Source organism: Altererythrobacter sp. CAU 1778, assembly GCF_054482795.1.
In genome coordinates this window covers 397,245-416,101 of record NZ_JBTLRP010000001.1, presented here as the reverse complement: position 1 = coordinate 416,101, position 18,857 = coordinate 397,245, and the positions used below count along the sequence as shown (strand labels likewise).

Here is an 18,857-nt window from a genome sequence, read left to right as displayed (position 1 = left end):
CAGGCTCTTGGCGAATTTCTTGCAGTCCCGTGACAAGCGCGAGATCGAGCGACTTATCCCTGTCATGCACGTCACACGCGGTCGGCGTGCGCGTTCAGATCTGGGGGTGCAAGGCAGGCAGGTCAGCGAAATTGCGCGCGCATGACGCCAGAGTCTCGCGCGCCCAGGCGACATCTGCCGCCTGGGCCTGCGGGGACAAGGGCCTGATCTTCTCTGGCGGCGGGAAGGTACCGTATCCGGCGAACAGCACGTGCCAGCTCGCTGCGGAATAGGCCTGCACCGGATACCGGTCACGATTGACCTGCGCGATGTCGGCGTGAGTGAACCACCCGGTGATAATGGCCCTGAGATTTTCGGAAAGGTTCTGGTTGGCCGCGCAGTCGCGCCAGTACGACGTGTCACTGCGCTGGGCGAGGCGGTAATGCGCGACGATGTAGTCGCGGATGCCTTCGTAGCGCGCGGCGATGGCCCGATTGAACTGGTCGCGGTGGGCAGGCGTGAAGCCGCCGGCTTCGTAGCTGTCCGCAAATTCCAGCGCGGTCGTGATGACGATATGCAGCGCTGTCGCTTCGAGCGGTTCGATGAACCCCTGCGCCAGTCCGGCAGCAAGGCAGTTGCGCGTCCAGCTGTTCTCGAGCCGACCGACCTTCATCTGCAACACCCGCACATCGCCCACCGGATCGCCGAGCGCCGCGCGCAATTCCGCCTCCGCGTCCTCGTCCCCGATGTGGCGCGAGGAATACACGTATCCATTCCCCACCCGCGTCGTCAGCGGGATGCGCCAGCGCCAGCCGGCGCGCATGGCGATGCTTTCGGTCTGCGGTTTGACCGGCCTGTCATGCGGTGTCGGCATGACCACGGCGCGATCGTTGAACAGGTTTCCGGCGAAGGAAATGTGCCGCGCGCCAAGCGCCTGCTCCGCTATCATGGCGCGAAAGCCTGAACAGTCGACGAAGACATCACCCGCGATCCGCCCTCCGCCCTCGTACAACAGAGCAGCGACATCGCCTGCTGGCGTCAGCTCGACCTCGCCGACCTTTTGCTGGAGGTGCTCCACACCCCGCCGCACGGCCCAGTCGCGCAGGAAAGCGCCAAGCTTGTGCGCGTCGAAGTGGTAGCCATAGCTGGGCGGAAACGGGAAGCTGTCCGCCGGGATCGGCCCCTTTCCCTGCCCTGCCAGAACGCTGGCCAGAAACCAGTCGTCCGGGTGCGCGGGCACATCGAACCCGCGTCGCGCCAGCGCGCAATTGTGGATGAAGCCGGGTTCGGTGTGCAGGTCGACCGGGCCGGGAAAGGCATGGAAATAGCTGCCAAAGCCGGGCCGCGCGCTCCATCCGGTGAAACGTATGCCCAGCTTGCAGGTCGCATCGCAGGCGGCCATCCATTCGGCCTCATCGATGCCGAGATGGTCGAACATCGCCTTCATCTGCGGGGTCGATCCCTCGCCCACGCCGATAATGGGGATATCCGGGCTCTCGACAACGGTGACGCGCCCGCCCCGCCCGCCCCACCGTTTGTGGAGCAGGCAGGCCGTGATCCACCCCGCGCTGCCGCCACCCAGGACGACGACGTGGGGCGGGCGCGGAACGCTCACTTGACGGGCTGGAGCCTGATGGCGAGCCCGCCGCCGGGGGCGAGGCGGAAGCTGTGCTTCTCGCCCGCCTTCACGGTGAAGTCGTCATATGCGATATCGTGCTGTGCATCGGTGAGGTAGGTCGCGTTTTCGCCGTCCTTCCACACGCTGGCGCGGTAGGTCGTGCCGGGGGTGAGGAAGGCGAAGTCCAGCGTCACTTCGCGTGCGGTCGCGTCGTTGATTCCGCCCGCATACCAGTCCTCCGAATTGCGATCCTTGCGCGCGAACACGGCATAGTCACCGATTTCGCCCGCGACCAGATGGCTTTCCGACCAGTCGGTCGGGACCGCGGTGATGAATTCCATTTCCCTGGGATGTTCGGCCAGGCTTTCGATGAAGTCGGCAGCCATCTGGATCGGCGAATAGATTGCGAGATACAGGCCCAGTTGCTTCGCCAGCGTGGACGCGATCGGCTGGTCGTTGTCGCCTTTCAGGCTGAGAACGCCGGGCGTGTAATCCATCGGGCCGGACAGCATCCGGGTGTAGACCAGCGTCGGTTCGTGATCGGGCCCGTTGGCGAAGGCGCCCCAGGCGTTGTATTCCTGCCCCCGCGCACCTTCGCGCGCGACCCAATTGGGATATGTGCGGCGCAGGCCAGTGTCCTTGACCGGTTCGTGCGGGTTGACGGCGATGCGGCGGGCGGCCGCTGCCTCAACCACGCGCAAGTGATGCTGCACCTGCCGCTGCCCGTCGTGCCATTCCATGGACTGGCCTTCGCACGGATCGGCGATGTCGGCATTGCAGCTGATGATCGAGCCGGCATCGGCGACGTAGCCGGTCTTCACCCAATCGACGCCCAACCGCTGGTATAGCGCCATGGCATCGTCCAGCTGCGCCTCGTAATTGGCGATATTGCCGCCGGTTTCGTGATGCCCGATCAGCCGCACGCCCTTTTCCCGCGCATAACGAGTGACTTCTTCCAGGTCGAAGTCGGGATAGTCCTGCGTGAAGCTGAAGTCGCGGCCGTTGCCGAACCAGGTTCCATCCCAGCCAATATCCCAGCCTTCGACCAGCACACCGCGGAAATCATTGGCCGCAGCATAATCGATGTAGTCCTTCGCGCGCGCAGTCGTCGCGCCGTGCCGCTCGCCCTGCGACCATGTCCACCGATTGGAGATCATGCCCCACCAGATGCCGATGTAGCGGCCCGGTTCCACCCAGCTGACGTCCCCTAGCACGTTCGGCTCGTTGAGATTGAGTTCGAGGTCGTTCTCGACCAGTCCGGCGGCATCGTCCGCGATGCGCAGGGTACGCCACGGGGTCGCGAACGCGCCTTCGCGCACGACCTTCGCGCCGCGGCTCGACGGGGCGAGCTGGGCGCGGAACCGCTGCCCGGTCATGCGCTGCAAGGACATGCCCGAATAGTTCACCAACGCCGCTTCGTGGAGGGATAGGTGCGTCCCGTCCTCTAGCCGGAAGGTGATCGGCGTGTGCGCGACGGAGACGCTGTCGATCGGCGTGTTCTGATAAAGTTGCTCGTAGCGGTTCCAGTCGCCCGACTGGATCCACCACGCCTGCCCGGCCGGCGCGATGACGAATTCGGTCAGCTCGTCCGCGATGCGGGTCTCGCCGCGATCGGGAAGTTCGTAACGAAAGCCCACCCCGCCGTCGAACACGCGCATTCGCACGGTAAATTCGCGCGCTGCCGCGTCCTGCTGGCGGAAGGTAACGGCAAGTTCGTTGTGCCGGTCGACCACGAACCGACGCTCGCCCCAGGGCTGTTCCCAGGTCGTGTCGGCGCTATCGGTCCCTTGCGCGACCACGGCGAAATTGCGTCGCAGCGAATCCTCGTTCTCCAGATTGAAGCCCAGGCTGGATGGAGCGATCAGCTCCTTCCCGTCGCGCGTCACCGACCAGTTGGGTTTGCCTTCGCCATCGACGGCGAGGGACGCGGTGATGCGCCCGTCGGGTGAGGACACGCTCTGCGCGATGGCCGCGGGCGAGGTGCCAAGGGCCAGGGCCGCAAGGGTGATGGCAGTGAAAGAGCGCATGGATCAGATCTCCAGAATGATGGCGGCGTAGGGCGGCAGGTGTCGTTGGTCAGCGCCGTTCATGCTGCACAGCGCGCGGCCCGGCAGCGCGCCGAGCGTGAGTGTATCGGGGCCGATGTTGAACAGGCAGCGCACGCGCTGGCCGTCGGCTTCACGCGTCAGGTCGAGCAGCGCACCGTCGCTGGCGCATGATATGACGCGTCCGTGCTTCAGCGCCGGATTGTCGCGGCGCAGGGTCAGCGCGTATCGAGTGAAATTGAGCAGCGAGGCATCGTCCGGCCGTTGCCGGTCGACCGCGCGGGCGTGGTTCTCCTCCCCCAGCGGCAGCCACGGCGCGTCGGAGCCGAAGCCGCCGTCTGCGCTTTGCGTCGTCCACGGCATGGGTGTGCGCGCGCCGTCGCGCGACAGCGTGAGCGGCCAGTTGGCGATGGCTTCGGGGTCTTGCAGATGGTCGAACGGTATCTCGACCTGCGTCAGCCCAAGCTCCTCTCCCTGATAGAGGATGATGTTTCCCCGCAGGCTCGCCAACAGCAGCGCCTTCATGCGCGCGAAGGCATCGCGCTGTCCGTTGTCGATCCATCGGGTAAGCGCGCGCGGCGCGTCGTGGTTTTCGAACGCCCAGCTCGGCCAGCCAACGCCCGGTTCTTCCGGCCAGTGCGACAGCGCGTCGCACACCAGCTTCGGTGTCAGCCGGTCGGCATAGAGGAAATCGAAGCCGTATGCGGAATTGAGATGCGTTTCCCCGGCGGTGAAGGCTTTCATTTCCGCATCGGCATCGTCACCGCCCACTTCTGCGACGGTGAAAATCGCTCCTGTGTCCCTGGCATATCGGTCGGTCAGCGCGCGGATACGCTCGATGAATTTCGGGATGTCGGGATGCGACTGGTTGTGGATCCGCAGCTGGAAATCGAACGGTCGCGTGCGCGCCTTGCCGTTCGCGGGCGCTGGCGGATTGTCGCGCAAGGCAAGGTCGTGCATCGCGAAGTTCAGCGCGTCGATGCGGAACCCGTCGACGCCGCGATCCAGCCAGAAACGCATGACGTCCAGCACCGCATCCTGCACCGCGCGGTTGTGCAGGTTGAGCTGCGGCTGCGAAGACAGGAAGTTGTGCAGGTAATATTGTCCGCGTCGGGCGTCCCACGTCCATGCAGGACCCCCGAACACGGATTGCCAGTTGGACGGAGGCGACCCGTCGGGCTTGGCATTGGCCCACACGTACCAGTCCGATTTGTCGTTATCGTTGCCGGACCGGCTTTGCGTGAACCATGGATGTTCGTCGGATGTGTGCGAATAGACCTGATCGATCAGGACCTTGAGCCCAAGCTCATGCGCACGGGCGACCAGCGCGTCGAAGTCTTCGAGGTCGCCGAAAATCGGGTCCACCGCGCAGTAATCGGACACGTCGTAGCCGAAGTCCTTCATCGGGCTGGCGAAGAAGGGGCTGATCCAGATCGCATCCACCCCCAGGTCCGCAACATGGTCGAGCCGCTGCGTGATACCGGGCAGATCGCCGATGCCGTCGCCGTTCGAATCCATGAAGCTGCGCGGGTAGATCTGGTAGATCGCCGCACCCTTCCACCAGGGGAGAGCGCCGGTCATTGCGCCACCTCGCTTACCCGGCAGACGGCCCAGCCGAGCGCGGGGAGAGCGAAAGCGGCACTGCCGGGAGCGGTCACGCCGGACGGGCAATCGCCCTGCAGGCTTTCGAAGGCGCGTACATCGTAGCCGAGCGTCACATTGGCGCGCCGCGGCTTAGCGCTGGTGTTGAAGATCGCGAGATACTCCGAATTGGTGGCGGGATCGAAGCGGCTGACGGCAAACACGCCCGGCTCCTGTTCGTAATGCCGAACGACCTGCCGACCGCGCGTGAAGGCCGGATGGGCTTTTCGCATGGCAGATAAGCTGGCGATGTGACGGTAGAGCGGGTGGCGGGTATCGAAATTCGCATCCGCCGTGGTCGCCTCCGTGCCGATCAGGTCATTGTCGTTGTAGACCGCCGTACGGCTGGGAAACATGTCCTCTCGCGCAAGCTGGTCGACGCCGTCGCCGACGAAACCCTGCTCGTCGCCGTAATAGATCACCGGGCTGCCGCGCAGGCTCAGCATCATCGCATGGCCTAGCATCACCCGCGCCAGCAATTCGTCCTGCGCGATGCCGGGCCTGTCGGCCTTCAGCAGCGTCGAGAAACGGCCCATGTCGTGATTGCCCAGGAACGTCGGCAAAGTCCGCGCCGTGGCTTCGCCGCCTTCGTACAGAACGTCGCCATCGAACAGATGCGCCAGCACGACCGTACCGGCATCCCGGCCGAGGATTTCGCGCATCGATGCCTGGAAGGCGAAGTCGAGCACGGCGGGCAATCCGTCGCGGCGCGTGTATTCGGCGATATAGCCGTTCTGCGGCACGTCCTTGTAAACCTCCCCGAACATATGGAAGTTCGGGATGCCGGCGTCGGCAGCGACGCTCTGAATTGCCGGCACGAATTCCTGCCAGAAGCCCGGATCGACATGGCGCGCGGTATCGATGCGGAAGCCGTCGACGCCGTAGTCATTCACCCAGCCGGAGAAGATTTCGATCATTCCGGCCCGCACGCGCGGATGCTCGGTGAACAGATCGTCGAGGCCGGAAAAATCGCCGTAGCGGCTGTCCTCTCCCGTGAAGGAGCTGTTGCCGCGATTGTGGTAGTAGATCGGATCGTTGAGCCAGGTCGGCACCTTCACCTCCCGTTCCGCGTCCGGCACCACCGGGACGTAGGCGTAGGCGGGATCGGTCAGCCCGGCGAAATTCGCAGCGCTGCTGTCGCCGTCCCCCACGAAGCCGTGATTGATGCGCGGCCCGTCCGGCCCGCCGCGCGTCGAGTAGGGATAGTCGCCGAGGCCGCGGTATTCGAAATTGGTGGCAGGCCCGTCCGCATAAGTAATTACGTCGGCCGTGTGGTTGGTTATGATGTCCATATAGACCTTCATCCCGCGGGCGTGCGCGGCCTCGACGAAGGTCCTGAACTCCTCGCGCGTGCCGAAATGGCTGTCGGGGCGCGTGAAGTCTGTGACCCAGTACCCGTGGTAACCCGCGCTCTCTCCGCCTTGCGGCCCCTGCACTGGCTTGTTCTGGAAGATCGGCGCGAACCAGATCGCGGTCACGCCCATGCCGTGGATGTAGTCGAGCCTTTCGGTCAGGCCCTTCAAGTCACCGCCGTGAAAGAAGCCCTTGGCCGTCAAATCGAAACCTGTCGCCAGCCGGTCGCCGGCGATGCCGCCACGGTCGTTCGCCGGATCGCCATTGGCGAAGCGGTCGGGCAGGACGAAGTAGACGATCTCCTCCGACGCCTCCCGCGCGCGGAAATCCTGCGGCGGGGCCGCAGGCACGGCCGGTGACGTTTGCGCAGAGGCGCAGGCAGACATGGCCAGCATTGCGGCGGTCAGGGGGTAGGCGGCCTTCACGCTGGCACCTGCTGCTTATCTCTGCCCGCAAAAGCATGCACGAAGTCGAGATGGCGCGGCATCGCCTTCACGTCCTCGACCAGCGTCGCCTCGATCGTTTCGAGCATCGCGCGCAGGTCCGCTTCCGGCATCGCATTCGCCATGGGGTTGTAACCGCCCGCGTCCACGCCCTGCCCGACAAACACCTGAAACCAGCCGACCTCGGTGAACAATTCCTCGTGCTCGCGATGGATGAACCCCGCTCCGCGCCACTGCGCGATCTTGGCGTTCAGCGTCTCCGGCAGCTCCATCGCGCGCACCGCGTCCCAGAAAGGCTCCCCTTCCCGCGCATTCGCGGCGTAATGGAGGATCAGGAAGTCGCGTATCCGCTCCCACTCGAAGCGGCTCTGCGTGTTGAACCAGTCGCGCATGGCGGGATCGACAGCGCCCGAAGGCAGCACCGCCAGAAACCGGCTGATCGCGCTCTGGATCAGATGGATGCTGGTCGATTCCAGCGGTTCCATGAACCCGGCAGCTAGGCCAAGGGCGAGGCAATTTCCGCGCCACGGGTCGCGCCGCCCGGTGGTGAAGCTGATGGGACGCGGATCGGCCTGCGGGGCACCGTCGAGATTGCCGAGCAGTGCTTCGGCCGCTTCGTCGTCGGTCCAGTGCGCGCTCGAATAGACCATGCCGTTGCCGATGCGGTGTTGCAGCGGGATGCGCCATTGCCAGCCCGCCTTGTGGGCAATCGATTTCGTGTAGGGCGTGAAATCGCCGCCGCCTTCGCAGGGCACAGCCAGCGCGCGGTCGCAGGGGAGCCAGTGCGACCAGTCTTCGAATTTCGCTTCCGACAGCAGCGCGCGAAATCCGGTGCAATCGATGAAGAAATTGGCCTCTATGCGCCGCCCGTCATCCAGCAGCAGCGCGGCGACCTCGCCGCTCGCCCCGTGCCTTTCCACCGAACCGATCCGCCCTTCGTGCCTGACCACCCCGCGCGCTTCAGCGTAGCGCCGCAGGTAGGCAGCGTAGAGGCCTGCATCGAAATGGTAGGCGTAGGGCATCTCGCGCCCGCTTCCGGTCCTGCCGCGGTGCATCCGCATGGTCCGTGCGGCCAGTTCGTTGAGCGAATAGCGCTGTAATGGAAGCGCGAAGCCCAGTCGCTGCGCGCGGAGCCAGTAGTGCTGGAAAGGCAGCATCCCCGCGCCCCGGCCGATTTCGCCGAACGCGTGCATGTAGGACGCGCCTTCGCGCAGCCAGCCGTCGAACTCGATGCCGAGCTTGAAGGTCGCCATGGTCTCGCGCACGAATTCCGCTTCGTCGAGGCCAAGCGCACCGTTGAAGAGGTGGATCTGCGGGATCGTCGCCTCGCCCACGCCGACCGATGCTATTGCCTCGCTCTCCACCAACACGATGGAACGGCCGGGCGGTGCGAAGCGAGCCAGCGCGGCGGCAGCCATCCAGCCGGCAGTTCCGCCACCGGCGATTGCGAAGCGTCTGGTTCGTGTTTCGGTCATGCGTCCAAACCTCAGGCATGACCGGATGGGAAGACCCGTCGAAGGACTTCCGCATCCGGCCAGTCACGGGCGACGCGGGCGGGAGGAGAATTTGCCCGCGTCGACCCGATACGGCTCTAGAAGCGGTACGATGCCCCGATCAGGTAGGTCCGGCCATACTGTTCGTAATCGACGATATGGCTGCGGTCACCATCGGTGTAATTGACGAAGGGTTCGTCCGTCAGGTTCAGCGCCTGCAAGGTGATCGACAGTCCGTCGAGCATGGTGCCATCTTCGAACCGGTAGCCGATCTGCGCGTCGAAGATCGATTCCGCATAGGTCTGGCGGAAATCGCGCGAGGCGGAGATGCCGATGAACTCTGCCAGGAATGACGAGCGATAGCGGTGGCTGAGCCGCGCTTCGAAGCCGCTGTTCTCGAAATAGACGGTCGAATTGACCACCCATTTCGACAGGCCCGGCGTCTGCACATCGAACGTGTCACCATTGGGCAGCGTCACGTCGAGACGGCTCTTGGTGTAGGATGCGCTGGACTGGAAGCCGAAGCCGTCGAGCGCCGATGTCACCATGCGGAACGGCAGCGATGCGGTGGCCTCCACGCCGAAGATATAGCCTTCGGCGCCATTGTCGGGACCGTTCACCAGGCCGAGCGTCTGCTGCCCGCTCTGGTTGAAGGCGTCGAGCGCCGCACCGTCGAGCGTCGGCACGAGGTAGGAGAAGTCGCGCACCACCGAAGCGCCGGGGTTCACGAAGTCCTTCAGCCACTTGTAGTAGGTAGCGACCGCGACATAGCCCTCGCCGCCGAAGTAATACTCGAACGAGCCGTCGATACCGTCCGCAACGTAGGGCCGCAGCTCCGGATTGCCGCCGCTGCCGCCGAAGATCGAGTCGAGCGGACCTTGCGGCTGGTTGGAGATCGACGCGTTGTAGGACGCGTTGAGCTGGTCCATCCGCGGGCGAGTCAGCGTGCGGGCTGCGCCGATGCGGAACTTCAGATTGTCCGCCAGTTCGAAGTTGAGCGTCGCGCTGGGCAGGACGTGGGCATACTTGTCGCCGGAGGTGACCGGCGTACGCGTCGCCCCGATGCCGCCGGGCGAGTTGAAGCCATCCGAAGACTGGTCCGTGAAGACCATCTGGACGCCGAAATTGCCCGTCATCGGAATGCTACCGAACGTCGAATCGAGATCCGCGCGCAGGTAGCCCTGCCAGACCTTTTCGCTGACCGCCCAGTCCCCCGGAAACGGCAGGTCGGAACTCTGCACGTCGGTCAGGACATAGGTGCCGTTGTTGAGCAACACGAAGGGATTGTAGGTCAGCTGCGGTCCGAAGCCGAGGAAACCGAGGAAGGCCGTCGGCTCCAGCAGCGCGTCGCTCGGCACCGGCAGGCCCGTTACCGCGCCCTGCCCGGCATAGACCGACGTTCCGCCCGCGAGGCTGAGGAAGTTCTGCGTGATGTCGCGCGACTTGCTGCGATCGGAATAGGCGATCCCGGCGACCACGTGCTCGATCAGCGGGTGATCGACCTTGCCGACCGCCTCTGCCCGCGCAGCGAACAGTTCGTCTTCGGTCGAGGTGTCGTTGATGAAGCCGGCCTGCACGATGCCGCCGGCACCCCAGCCGCGCGGATCGGTCAGCTGGATCAGCGCCGGATCGGAATAGTCGATCACATTCGAGAAGGCGTAGGGGAAGCCGCTGCCCTGCCGGGTGTAGGTCACCGTGTCGCTGGGGTTGATATTGCCCGCGGCGTAATTGAGGCCCGAATAACTCTCGATCTGCTGGAGGCGACGATCGGATTTCGAATAGGACACATCGAGGTTGAGGATGACGTCGTCATTCTCGTACTTAGTGTTCCAACCGGCAGCAAAGGTCTCTGTGTCCTTGCGCTCGTAATCGTTGCGGACGACCGGCTGAACGTTTTCGAACGTCACTGAATCCGGGAAATCCCCGCCGCTGTTGTCGGTGATCGTCGTGCCCGCGCCCCAGCCGGGGTTGAACGGAAATTCCATCCCGCGCGTCGGAATCTTCTCGCGATAATCGGCGTAGAAGACGTCGAGCGTGGTGTTCCACTCAAGGCTAGGCTGCCATTCCACCGTGCCGAACAGGCCCAACCGGTCGAGATCGACGGACTTCGCAAACGGCTTCATGCCGCCGACCACGGTGTAGCCCGCGTCGTTCGGGTAACCCCAGGCGTTGAACTTCTCGACCTGGCTCGGGCTGGACTGATAGGCCGCGCCCACTGCGATGCCGAGCGTGTCGTCAGCGAACTGGTCGACATAGGTGCCGGTCGCGCGATAGCCCCAACCCTCGATGTCGGGGTTGAGCGAGCCGCCTTCGTTGAATTCGAGCCGACCGCTGAGCGAGATGATACGCTCGTTCTTCGACAGCGGGCGGATGGTGCGCAGGTCGACCGTGCCGGCAAGGCCCTGCCCGATGAGGCCGGCGTAGGGCACCTTGTAGATGACGCCCTGGTCGATCAGTTCGGAAGGGTACTGATCGTATTCGACCGCACGGTTGTCACCAGAAGATGCGATCTCGCGCCCGTTGAGCAGGGAGGTGGAGTAATCCGGGCCGAGGCCACGGATCGACAGGCTCTGCGCGCGGCCGTTGATGCGCTGCACGGCGAGGCCGGGCAGGCGGCCCAGCGTTTCCGCGATGGAGACGTCGGGCAGCTTGCCAATGTCCTCCGCGCTGAACGCTTCCGCGATCACCGGGCTTTCGCGCTTCAGGTTGACGGCGTTTTCGAGCGCCTGGCGATAGCCGGAGACGATGATGACGTTCTCGTCCGAGCCATTGTCGGTTTCGGATACGTTTTCGTCGCCCGGCTCGACCGATGCTTCCTGCGCGTACGCAGGAGCCGATACGACGGCGAGGGCCATGATGACGGCGCCAGTGCTGATTCCACCGGCCAGACGGTTGCGAAGTGCCATTATTGCAGTCTCCCCTCGGGCCCGGCGCTTTCGGCGCGCCGGTGCCCCGTTAAATCTCGCAGCAGCGCAAGCATTGCGTCTCGTTGCGTTCGGAGCGGAGTATGTCGGCCGGGGCAGGCATAGGAAGACGGCATACGTATACGCACTGCTGCGATTGCTGGGCGCAGTCACCCGAAAGTCACACTGTCCGGCGCCGTTTGCCGAGCCTCTTGCGGGCGGCGCGGGGCGCTCTATCATCGCCCGTGCGGGGCCTCGCGGCCCCCGGGGGAGAGAAATGGGACGAAAGGCGACAGGTCGCCCGACCAGCTTCGACATCGCCTATGCTGCGGGTGTCTCGCAGCCGACCGTCAGCCGTGCGCTGCGCGGCGACCGTTCCGTCAGCGCAAAGACCCGCGAGAGAATCGAGCAGATCGCCCGCGACCTCAATTACACCGTCGACAAGAACGCCTCTTCGCTGCGCAGCCAGCGGTCGAACACCATCGCGCTGCTGTTCTTCCAGGATCCGACGCCTGACGAAAGCATGATCAATCCCTTCTTCCTCGCCATGCTGGGGTCGATCACGCGGGCCTGCGCCGATCGCGGGCTGGACCTGCTGATTTCCTTCCAGCGGATGGAGGATGACTGGCACGTCCAGTACCAGGACAGCCACCGGGCCGACGGGCTGATCCTGCTCGGCTATGGCGACTACACCAAATATCGCGAGCGCATGGATCAGCTTACCCGGCAGGGCACGCATTTCGCGCGCTGGGGTTCGGTGTCGAGCGATACGAGCGGCGTGACCGTGGGAACGGACAATGTCGCCGCGGGACGGCTGGCGGGCGAGCACCTGCTCGATCGCGGGCGAAGGCGGATCGCGTTCCTCGGCAACGCGGACGAGCACTACCCGGAATTTTCCGGCCGCTATTCCGGCTTCTGCGCCGCGCTGCGCGATGCCGGGATCGAAGCCGATGCCGCACTGCAGGTGGACGCACTGACGACCGAAGGCGAAGGCTACGCCGCGGCGCGGACGCTGATCGGGCGCGGCGGGCAATTCGACGCGATCTTCGCCGCGAGCGACCTGATCGCCATCGGAGCGATGCGCGCGCTGGCGGAAGCGGGACGCTCCGTTCCGGGCGATGTCGCGGTGGTCGGGTTCGACGACATTCCTGCCGCCAGCCTGACTACGCCGCCGCTGACGACGGTCATGCAGGACATCAAGGGCGCGGGCCGCACGCTGGTCGATATCCTGCTCGCCCAGATCGACGGACGGGATCTTCCGCCGCAAAAGCTCCCCGGCAGGCTGGTCGTGCGCGGCTCCAGCGGCAGCGCCTGAACGCCGCTTACATTCGTATGCGTATTGAGGCCGGGCGGGATACGTGCCAGCCCGCTCGTTTGGCGCGAGGCAGCAAAGACGGTCAGCGCATGGGAAAGGGACGACACCTCGCGATGGAGAAACCACGCCAGAGCTTCTGGGGCCTGTGGAACATCAGCTTCGGCTTCTTCGGCATCCAGATCGGGTTCGCATTACAGAATTCGAACATGAGCCGCGTGTTCCAGACGCTGGGTGCGAGCATGGACGATCTGCCCGCGCTGTGGGTGGCCGCGCCGTTGACCGGCCTGCTGGTCCAACCGGTGATCGGCTACCTTTCCGACCGGACATGGAACAGGCTGGGGCGACGCAGGCCGTATTTCCTGACCGGCGCGATCTTCGCGGCCCTTTCGCTTTTCCTGATGCCGCTTTCGCCCGGCTTTGGCGCCCCACTGCTGTTTGCCGCGGCGATGCTGTGGCTGCTCGATGCAAGCCTCAACGTCTCGATGGAGCCGTTTCGCGCCTTCGTCGGCGATATGCTGAGAACGGACCAGCACAGTGCGGGCTACGCCGTGCAGACCGCCTTCATCGGGACAGGAGCAGTGGTCGGATCGATCTTTCCCTGGCTGCTCGACCAGATGGGCGTCGCCAACGTCGCGCCGGGTGGCGGCATTCCCGACACCGTGCGCTGGAGCTTCTGGGCGGGCGCTGCTGCGCTGCTGGTGGCGGTGCTGTGGACCATTGTGACCACGCGCGAGTATTCGCCGGAAGAACAGGCGATCTTCGATGCGGACAGGGCCGCCGTCGACGAGGCGCAATCCTTGCGCGCGCTCGGCAGCAAGAGCGTCGGCTCGGCGGGCGTATGGATCGGCTCGGGCGTGGTGGTGTCGCTGGCCGTCCTCCTGCTCGATCTGGAGAAGGAGCTGCTTCTGCTGGGAGCGCTGATGGCACTTTACGGCGTACTCAGCGCCATTGCGATTCGCATGGCCCGCCAGGGCAAGGCGGCGAATATGCTATCGAGCATCGTGGGCGATTTTTCAGGAATGCCCGAAGTGATGAAGCGGCTCGCCGTGGTGCAGTTTTTCAGCTGGTCGGCGCTGTTCATCATGTGGATCAACACCACTCCGGTCGTGACGCAATATGTGTTCGCCAGCACCGACACGGCCAGCACCGCCTATAACGACGGGGCGAACTGGGTGAACGTGCTGTTCACGGTCTACAACGGGGTCGCTGCCATAGCCGCGCTCGCGCTGTTGCCGTGGCTCAGCCGCAGGGTCGGGCAGGTGCGGACCCATTCGATCTGCCTCGCGCTCGGCGCGGCGGGATTCCTGATCTTCTTCTTCGTGCGCGACGCACAATTGCTGTTGCTGGCGGAAGTCGGCATCGGCATTGCGTGGGCCAGCATCCTTGCCATGCCCTACGCCATTCTCGCCAGCAATCTGCCGCAGGCCAAGCTCGGTATCTACATGGGCCTGTTCAACATCTTCGTCGTCGTGCCGCAGCTGCTGGTCGCGACGGTAATGGGGCAGATCATGCTCTGGCTGTTCCCGGGCGAGCCGATCTGGACGATGCTGTTCGCGGCAGTCACCTGGCTGATCGCGGCCGCCGCGATGCAGCGGGTGAAGGCCGTGCTGCCATGAGCCTGATCGGGGCGGTGGAAGCCGGGGGCACCAAGTTCGTGCTGGCCCTCGCGCGCTCCGACGGCGGGGTGCTCGCCCGCACGAGGCTGGATACGCGCCATCCCGACGAAACCTTGCCCGACATGGCGGAATGGTTCGCTTCCGCCGCGCAGGATCATGGTGCAATCGGCGCTTTCGGCATCGCGAGTTTCGGCCCGATCGACATCGACCCCGCCTCCCCCACGTTCGGCACCTTCACGACCACGCCCAAACCGGGCTGGAGCGGGGCGCGATACCACGATGCGCTAGAGCGTTTCTGCGCCCCTCTCGCCATCGACACCGACGTCAACGGCGCGGCACTGGGCGAACAGATGGCCGGCGCGGGCCGTGGCAAGCGCACGGTGGCCTACACCACAATCGGCACGGGCATAGGCACCGGCGTCGTCACCGCAGGACAGACGCTTGGCGGCGTATCGCATTACGAAAGCGGGCACATCCGACCGGCCCGCCCGTCTGGCGACGACTGGCCCGGTCACTGCCCGTTCCACGGAGACTGCCTCGAAGGGCTGGCATCCGGCCCCGCGATCATGGCGCGCTGGGGGCACGACCTCTCGCAGGCGAGCACGGAGCAGATTGCGCTGGTGGCGGACTACCTTTCCGAATTCGCCATGACGCTCGCTCTCCTGCACATGCCCGACGTGATGATCTTCGGCGGCGGCGTGGTGAAGGCGCCCGGACTGCTCGACGCCCTGCGCGCGAAGACCCGCCGAAAGCTGGCCGGATATGCGGAACACTACGACCGCGATCTGACCGGCATCATCGTGCCTCCCGCCCTCGGCGACGATGCGGGCATCACCGGTGCGATCGCGCTGGGCCGCCAGCGGCTGGAGAGTGCGACCGCCCGGAATTAGGCGGCACGGTTTCGGCCAGTTCGCGTCCCTGCGAGAAACCAATGCGCCCTTCGCGCGCTGACCCTTCACAGGAGGAGTTCTCAAATGGCCGCACGCGCATATTGGCAGGGGCAGATCAGGCTGGCGCTCGTCTCGATCCCCGTGGAAATCTACACCGCAACCAAGAGCGGCGCGAAGATCAGCTTCAACCAGATCCACGAACCGAGCGGCAAGCGCATCGCCTACGAAAAGGTGGTGCCCGGCATCGGGCCGGTCGATCGCGACGAGATCATCAAGGGCTACGAAATCTCGAAGGGCGAATACGTCCTGCTCGAGGACGAGGAAATCGAAGCGGTCAAACTGGAAAGCAAGAAGACGCTCGAGCTGGTCCAGTTCGTCGATGCCTGCGAGATCGATCCGCTCTATTTCGAGAAGCCCTATTACGTCGCGCCGAAGGACGACCTGGCCGAGGAGGCATTCGTCGTCCTGCGCGAGGCGCTGCGCAAGGCGAAGAAGGTGGCGCTGGGCCAGCTGGCGGTGCGCGGGACCGAAAAGCTCGTCGCCATCAAGCCCTGCGGCAAGGGCCTGTTGCTGGAAACCCTGCGCTACGCCGACGAGGTGCGAAAAGGCCAGTCGTTCTTCTCCGAGATCGACGATACCAAGCCGAAGAAGGAACTGCTCGACCTCGCCACCGCGCTGATCGAACAGAGGAGCGCCCCTTTCGATGCCAGCGAGTTCGAGGATCGCTATGTCGATGCGCTGCGCCGCCTGATCGACAAGAAATCCAAGTCGAAGAGCAAGAAGGCGATCATCGAGGATACAGGCGATACGACTGGCGGCGGCGGCAACGTGATCGACCTGATGGCAGCGCTGAAGAAGTCGGTCGGCAGCGATGCCAAGCCCGCGGCGAAAACCCCGGCCAAATCCGCCACCCGCCGCAAGAAGAGCGCCTGACATGGCGCGGGCACGCCGGGACGATCCGCTTGCCGAATACAATGCCAAGCGCGATTTCGAGAAGACGCCCGAACCCGCAGGCAAGACTGAAAGCAGCGCAAGCGGCAACGCCTTCATCGTGCAGAAGCACGACGCCACGCGCCTGCACTGGGATCTGCGGTTGGAAGTGGGCGGCGTCATGAAAAGCTGGGCCGTCACCAAGGGCCCCTCGCCCGATCCGGACATCAAGCGGCTCGCCGTGCGGACCGAGGATCATCCGCTGTCCTACAACAGTTTCGAAGGCACGATCCCCAAGGGTGAATACGGTGGCGGCACCGTGATGCTGTGGGATCGCGGGACGTGGGAGCCGATTGCGGGGAAGAGCGCCGCCGATATCGAGGACGGCCACCTGCACTTCTGCCTGAATGGCGAACGGATGCAGGGCGAATGGCTGCTCGTCAGGCTGAAGAAGAAACCGGGCGAGAAGCGCGAGAACTGGCTGCTGCGCAAGCTGAACGACAAGTACGCCGAGGCGGGCGATGGTCTGGTCCAGCGCGAATTGACCAGCGTGCTGACAGGCAGGTCCATGGCCGAGATCGCCGCTGACAGAAAGGGCGAGTTCTCCCTCGAAGGCAAGAAGGACGACGCCTTCCTGGCGCAGATGGAGAAGGCGAGCGCGCACACGGCGAAAAAGCGCAAGGCACCGAAAAAGGACGCCCCTTTACCGGATTTCCGCAAGCCCCAGCTCGCCACGCTGGTCGGCGACGTGCCGACAGGCAATGGCTGGATGCACGAGATCAAGTTCGACGGCTATCGCGCGCTGGTGGCGGCGAAGGGCGATGAGGTGCGCGTCTACACCCGCAGCGGCAAGGACTGGACCGATAAGTTCGCACCTCTGGTCGAGACGCTTGCCGCGCTCGATCTTCCGAGCTGCCTGATCGATGGCGAGATCGTCGCGGTCGATGCCAGAGGCAATCCCGATTTCTCCACGCTTCAGGGCGTGCTGAAGCGCGGTCACGGCGCGCAAGGCCGCGACGACGCGCTGCAATTCCACGCTTTCGATCTCCTCCAGCTCGGCGGGGAGGATTTGGCCGACCTGCCCAATATCGAGCGCAAGGAACGGCTGGAAGCGCTGCTCGGCACAGCCGAACCGCCGGTCTTCGTTGCCGATCACGTGATCGGGGCGGGCGAAAGGCTGCTGCGGCAAATGTGCGACGCGGGGCAGGAAGGCATCATCTCCAAAACCGTTGACGGGCGCTACTCCGGCTCGCGCGGCAAGCGCTGGGTGAAGGTCAAGTGTACGCGGCGGCAGGAATTCGTCGTGATCGGCTACAAGGCCAGCAGCGCCAAGGGTCGCCCTTTCTCCTCGCTGCTCATGGCGCAGAACGAAGGCGACACGCTCGTCTACAAGGGCCGGGTCGGAACCGGCTTCTCATCCGACGATCTGGACGATCTCGCGGGAAAAATGGCCCGGCTCGAACGCAAGTCGCCCCCGGCAGAGGTCGACAAGGCAATCGCCCGCGGTGTCACATGGGTTTCGCCCAAACTGGTCGCCGAGGTCGCCTTTGCCGAATTCACCGCCGACGGGAACATCCGCCACGGCAGTTATCTGGGCCTGCGCGGCGACAAGAAGGCGGACGCCGTTACCCCGGAAAAGGCCGAGCCCGCGCCCCCCGCAACCGAACCTGTGAAAATATCCAGCCGCGAGCGGGTGATCTTTCCCGACAGCGGCCGAACCAAGGGCGATCTTGCAGACTATTACGCCGCCATCGCGCCCGCCATGCTGCCCTTCGCTGCGCGCCGGCCGGTCAGCCTGGTGCGGTGTCCGCAGGGCCGGGGCAAGAAATGCTTCTTCCAGAAGCACGACAGCGGCTCCTTCGGGGATGCGGTCCACCATGTGCCGATCAAGGAGAAGGACGGCGGTAGCGAGGTCTACCTGTGGATCGACGACCTTCGCGGCCTGCTGCAGTGCGTGCAGATGGGGACCATCGAGTTTCATGGCTGGGCCGCGCGCAGCAGCGATGTCGAGGCGCCCGACCGGATGATCTTCGACCTCGACCCGGACGAAGGGCTGGACTTTGCCGCGGTCAAGAGCGCGGCGGTCCATATCCGCGACCGGCTGGCGGATCTCGGCCTCGTCAGCTTCGCCATGCTTTCGGGCGGAAAGGGCGTGCACGTGGTCGTCCCGCTGAACACCGGACACGATTGGGACACGCAAAAGGATTTCGCGCGCCGTTTTGCCGAGGCGCTGTCCCTTGCCGAGCCCGACCGCTTCACCGCCACGATGAGCAAGGCGAAGCGCAAGGGCAAAATCTTCATCGACTGGCTGCGCAACCAGCGCGGCAGCACCGCTGTCCTCCCTTATTCCGCGCGCGCCCGCAGCGGCGCGCCGGTGGCAGTGCCCATCGCCTGGAACGAATTGAAAACCATGGAAGACGCGCACCCCTTCACCATCGACGACGTGAAACGCCTGCTCGATCGCGCGGCGAGCAAGACGCAGGCGGGCTGGGGTTTTGCCGACCAGAATCTGCCCGAGCTCTGACGGCGGGAAGGCTTTCAGCCGTCGTTTCGTGTGCGAAGTGCGATTTATCGCAAGCTTTTCGATCCGGTGATCGCTATAGGCACCGCCTTCGGGGTTGTCCGTTCGCG

General features: G+C 64.8%; 11 protein-coding genes. 5 read left to right on the top strand and 6 right to left on the bottom strand.

Annotation, left to right across the window (positions count from 1 at the left end):
- Positions 1–94 precede the first annotated feature (94 nt).
- The 6 genes from ACXYN8_RS01805 to ACXYN8_RS01780 all read right to left on the bottom strand — a co-directional run bounded on the left by ACXYN8_RS01805 (position 95) and on the right by ACXYN8_RS01780 (position 11,478).
- Entirely contained in the window at positions 95–1,594 is a 1,500-nt protein-coding gene (locus ACXYN8_RS01805; protein ID WP_458887561.1) for a tryptophan halogenase family protein, read from the bottom strand.
- Complete coding sequence (locus ACXYN8_RS01800) at positions 1,591–3,624, bottom strand: glycoside hydrolase family 97 protein (protein WP_458887560.1); 2,034 nt, start codon at positions 3,622–3,624, stop codon at positions 1,591–1,593. Before ACXYN8_RS01800 ends, ACXYN8_RS01805 begins: the two co-directional genes overlap by 4 nt.
- Before the next feature lie 3 nt (positions 3,625–3,627).
- On the bottom strand, positions 3,628–5,223 hold the full coding sequence (locus tag ACXYN8_RS01795) for an alpha-amylase family glycosyl hydrolase (RefSeq protein WP_458887558.1): 1,596 nt from the start codon (positions 5,221–5,223) through the stop codon (positions 3,628–3,630).
- Positions 5,220–7,031, bottom strand: coding sequence for an alpha-amylase family glycosyl hydrolase (locus ACXYN8_RS01790; RefSeq protein ID WP_458888885.1), 1,812 nt, complete (start codon positions 7,029–7,031; stop codon positions 5,220–5,222). Before ACXYN8_RS01790 ends, ACXYN8_RS01795 begins: the two co-directional genes overlap by 4 nt.
- Before the next feature lie 26 nt (positions 7,032–7,057).
- Positions 7,058–8,554 carry a tryptophan halogenase family protein gene (locus ACXYN8_RS01785; RefSeq protein WP_458887557.1) on the bottom strand — a complete coding sequence of 499 codons (1,497 nt, stop codon included), beginning with the start codon at positions 8,552–8,554 and terminating at the stop codon, positions 7,058–7,060.
- 116 nt (positions 8,555–8,670) lie between these two features.
- Positions 8,671–11,478 (bottom strand): TonB-dependent receptor, encoded by a 2,808-nt coding sequence (locus ACXYN8_RS01780; protein WP_458887556.1) that lies wholly within the window; start codon positions 11,476–11,478, stop codon positions 8,671–8,673.
- Positions 11,479–11,752: 274 nt separating this feature from the next.
- Between ACXYN8_RS01780 and ACXYN8_RS01775 the strand changes: the two genes are divergently transcribed.
- The 5 genes from ACXYN8_RS01775 (at position 11,753) to ligD (ending at position 18,750) form a co-directional block, all read left to right on the top strand.
- The gene (locus tag ACXYN8_RS01775) at positions 11,753–12,790 is read left to right on the top strand and encodes a LacI family DNA-binding transcriptional regulator (RefSeq protein ID WP_458887555.1); all 1,038 of its coding nucleotides are present in this window, start codon (positions 11,753–11,755) and stop codon (positions 12,788–12,790) included.
- Between the two features lie 113 nt (positions 12,791–12,903).
- Complete coding sequence (locus ACXYN8_RS01770) at positions 12,904–14,406, top strand: MFS transporter (protein ID WP_458887554.1); 1,503 nt, start codon at positions 12,904–12,906, stop codon at positions 14,404–14,406.
- Positions 14,403–15,296: an ROK family protein gene (locus ACXYN8_RS01765; RefSeq protein WP_458887553.1), complete on the top strand. Its 894-nt coding sequence runs from the start codon at positions 14,403–14,405 to the stop codon at positions 15,294–15,296. The genes ACXYN8_RS01770 and ACXYN8_RS01765 overlap by 4 nt, the downstream gene beginning before the upstream one ends.
- A gap of 84 nt (positions 15,297–15,380) precedes the next feature.
- Complete coding sequence (gene ku / locus ACXYN8_RS01760; RefSeq protein WP_458887552.1) at positions 15,381–16,229, top strand: non-homologous end joining protein Ku; 849 nt, start codon at positions 15,381–15,383, stop codon at positions 16,227–16,229.
- A gap of 1 nt (position 16,230) precedes the next feature.
- Positions 16,231–18,750, top strand: a complete 2,520-nt coding sequence (ligD, locus tag ACXYN8_RS01755) for a DNA ligase D (protein WP_458887551.1) — start codon at positions 16,231–16,233, stop codon at positions 18,748–18,750.
- The last annotated feature ends 107 nt before the right edge of the window (positions 18,751–18,857 follow it).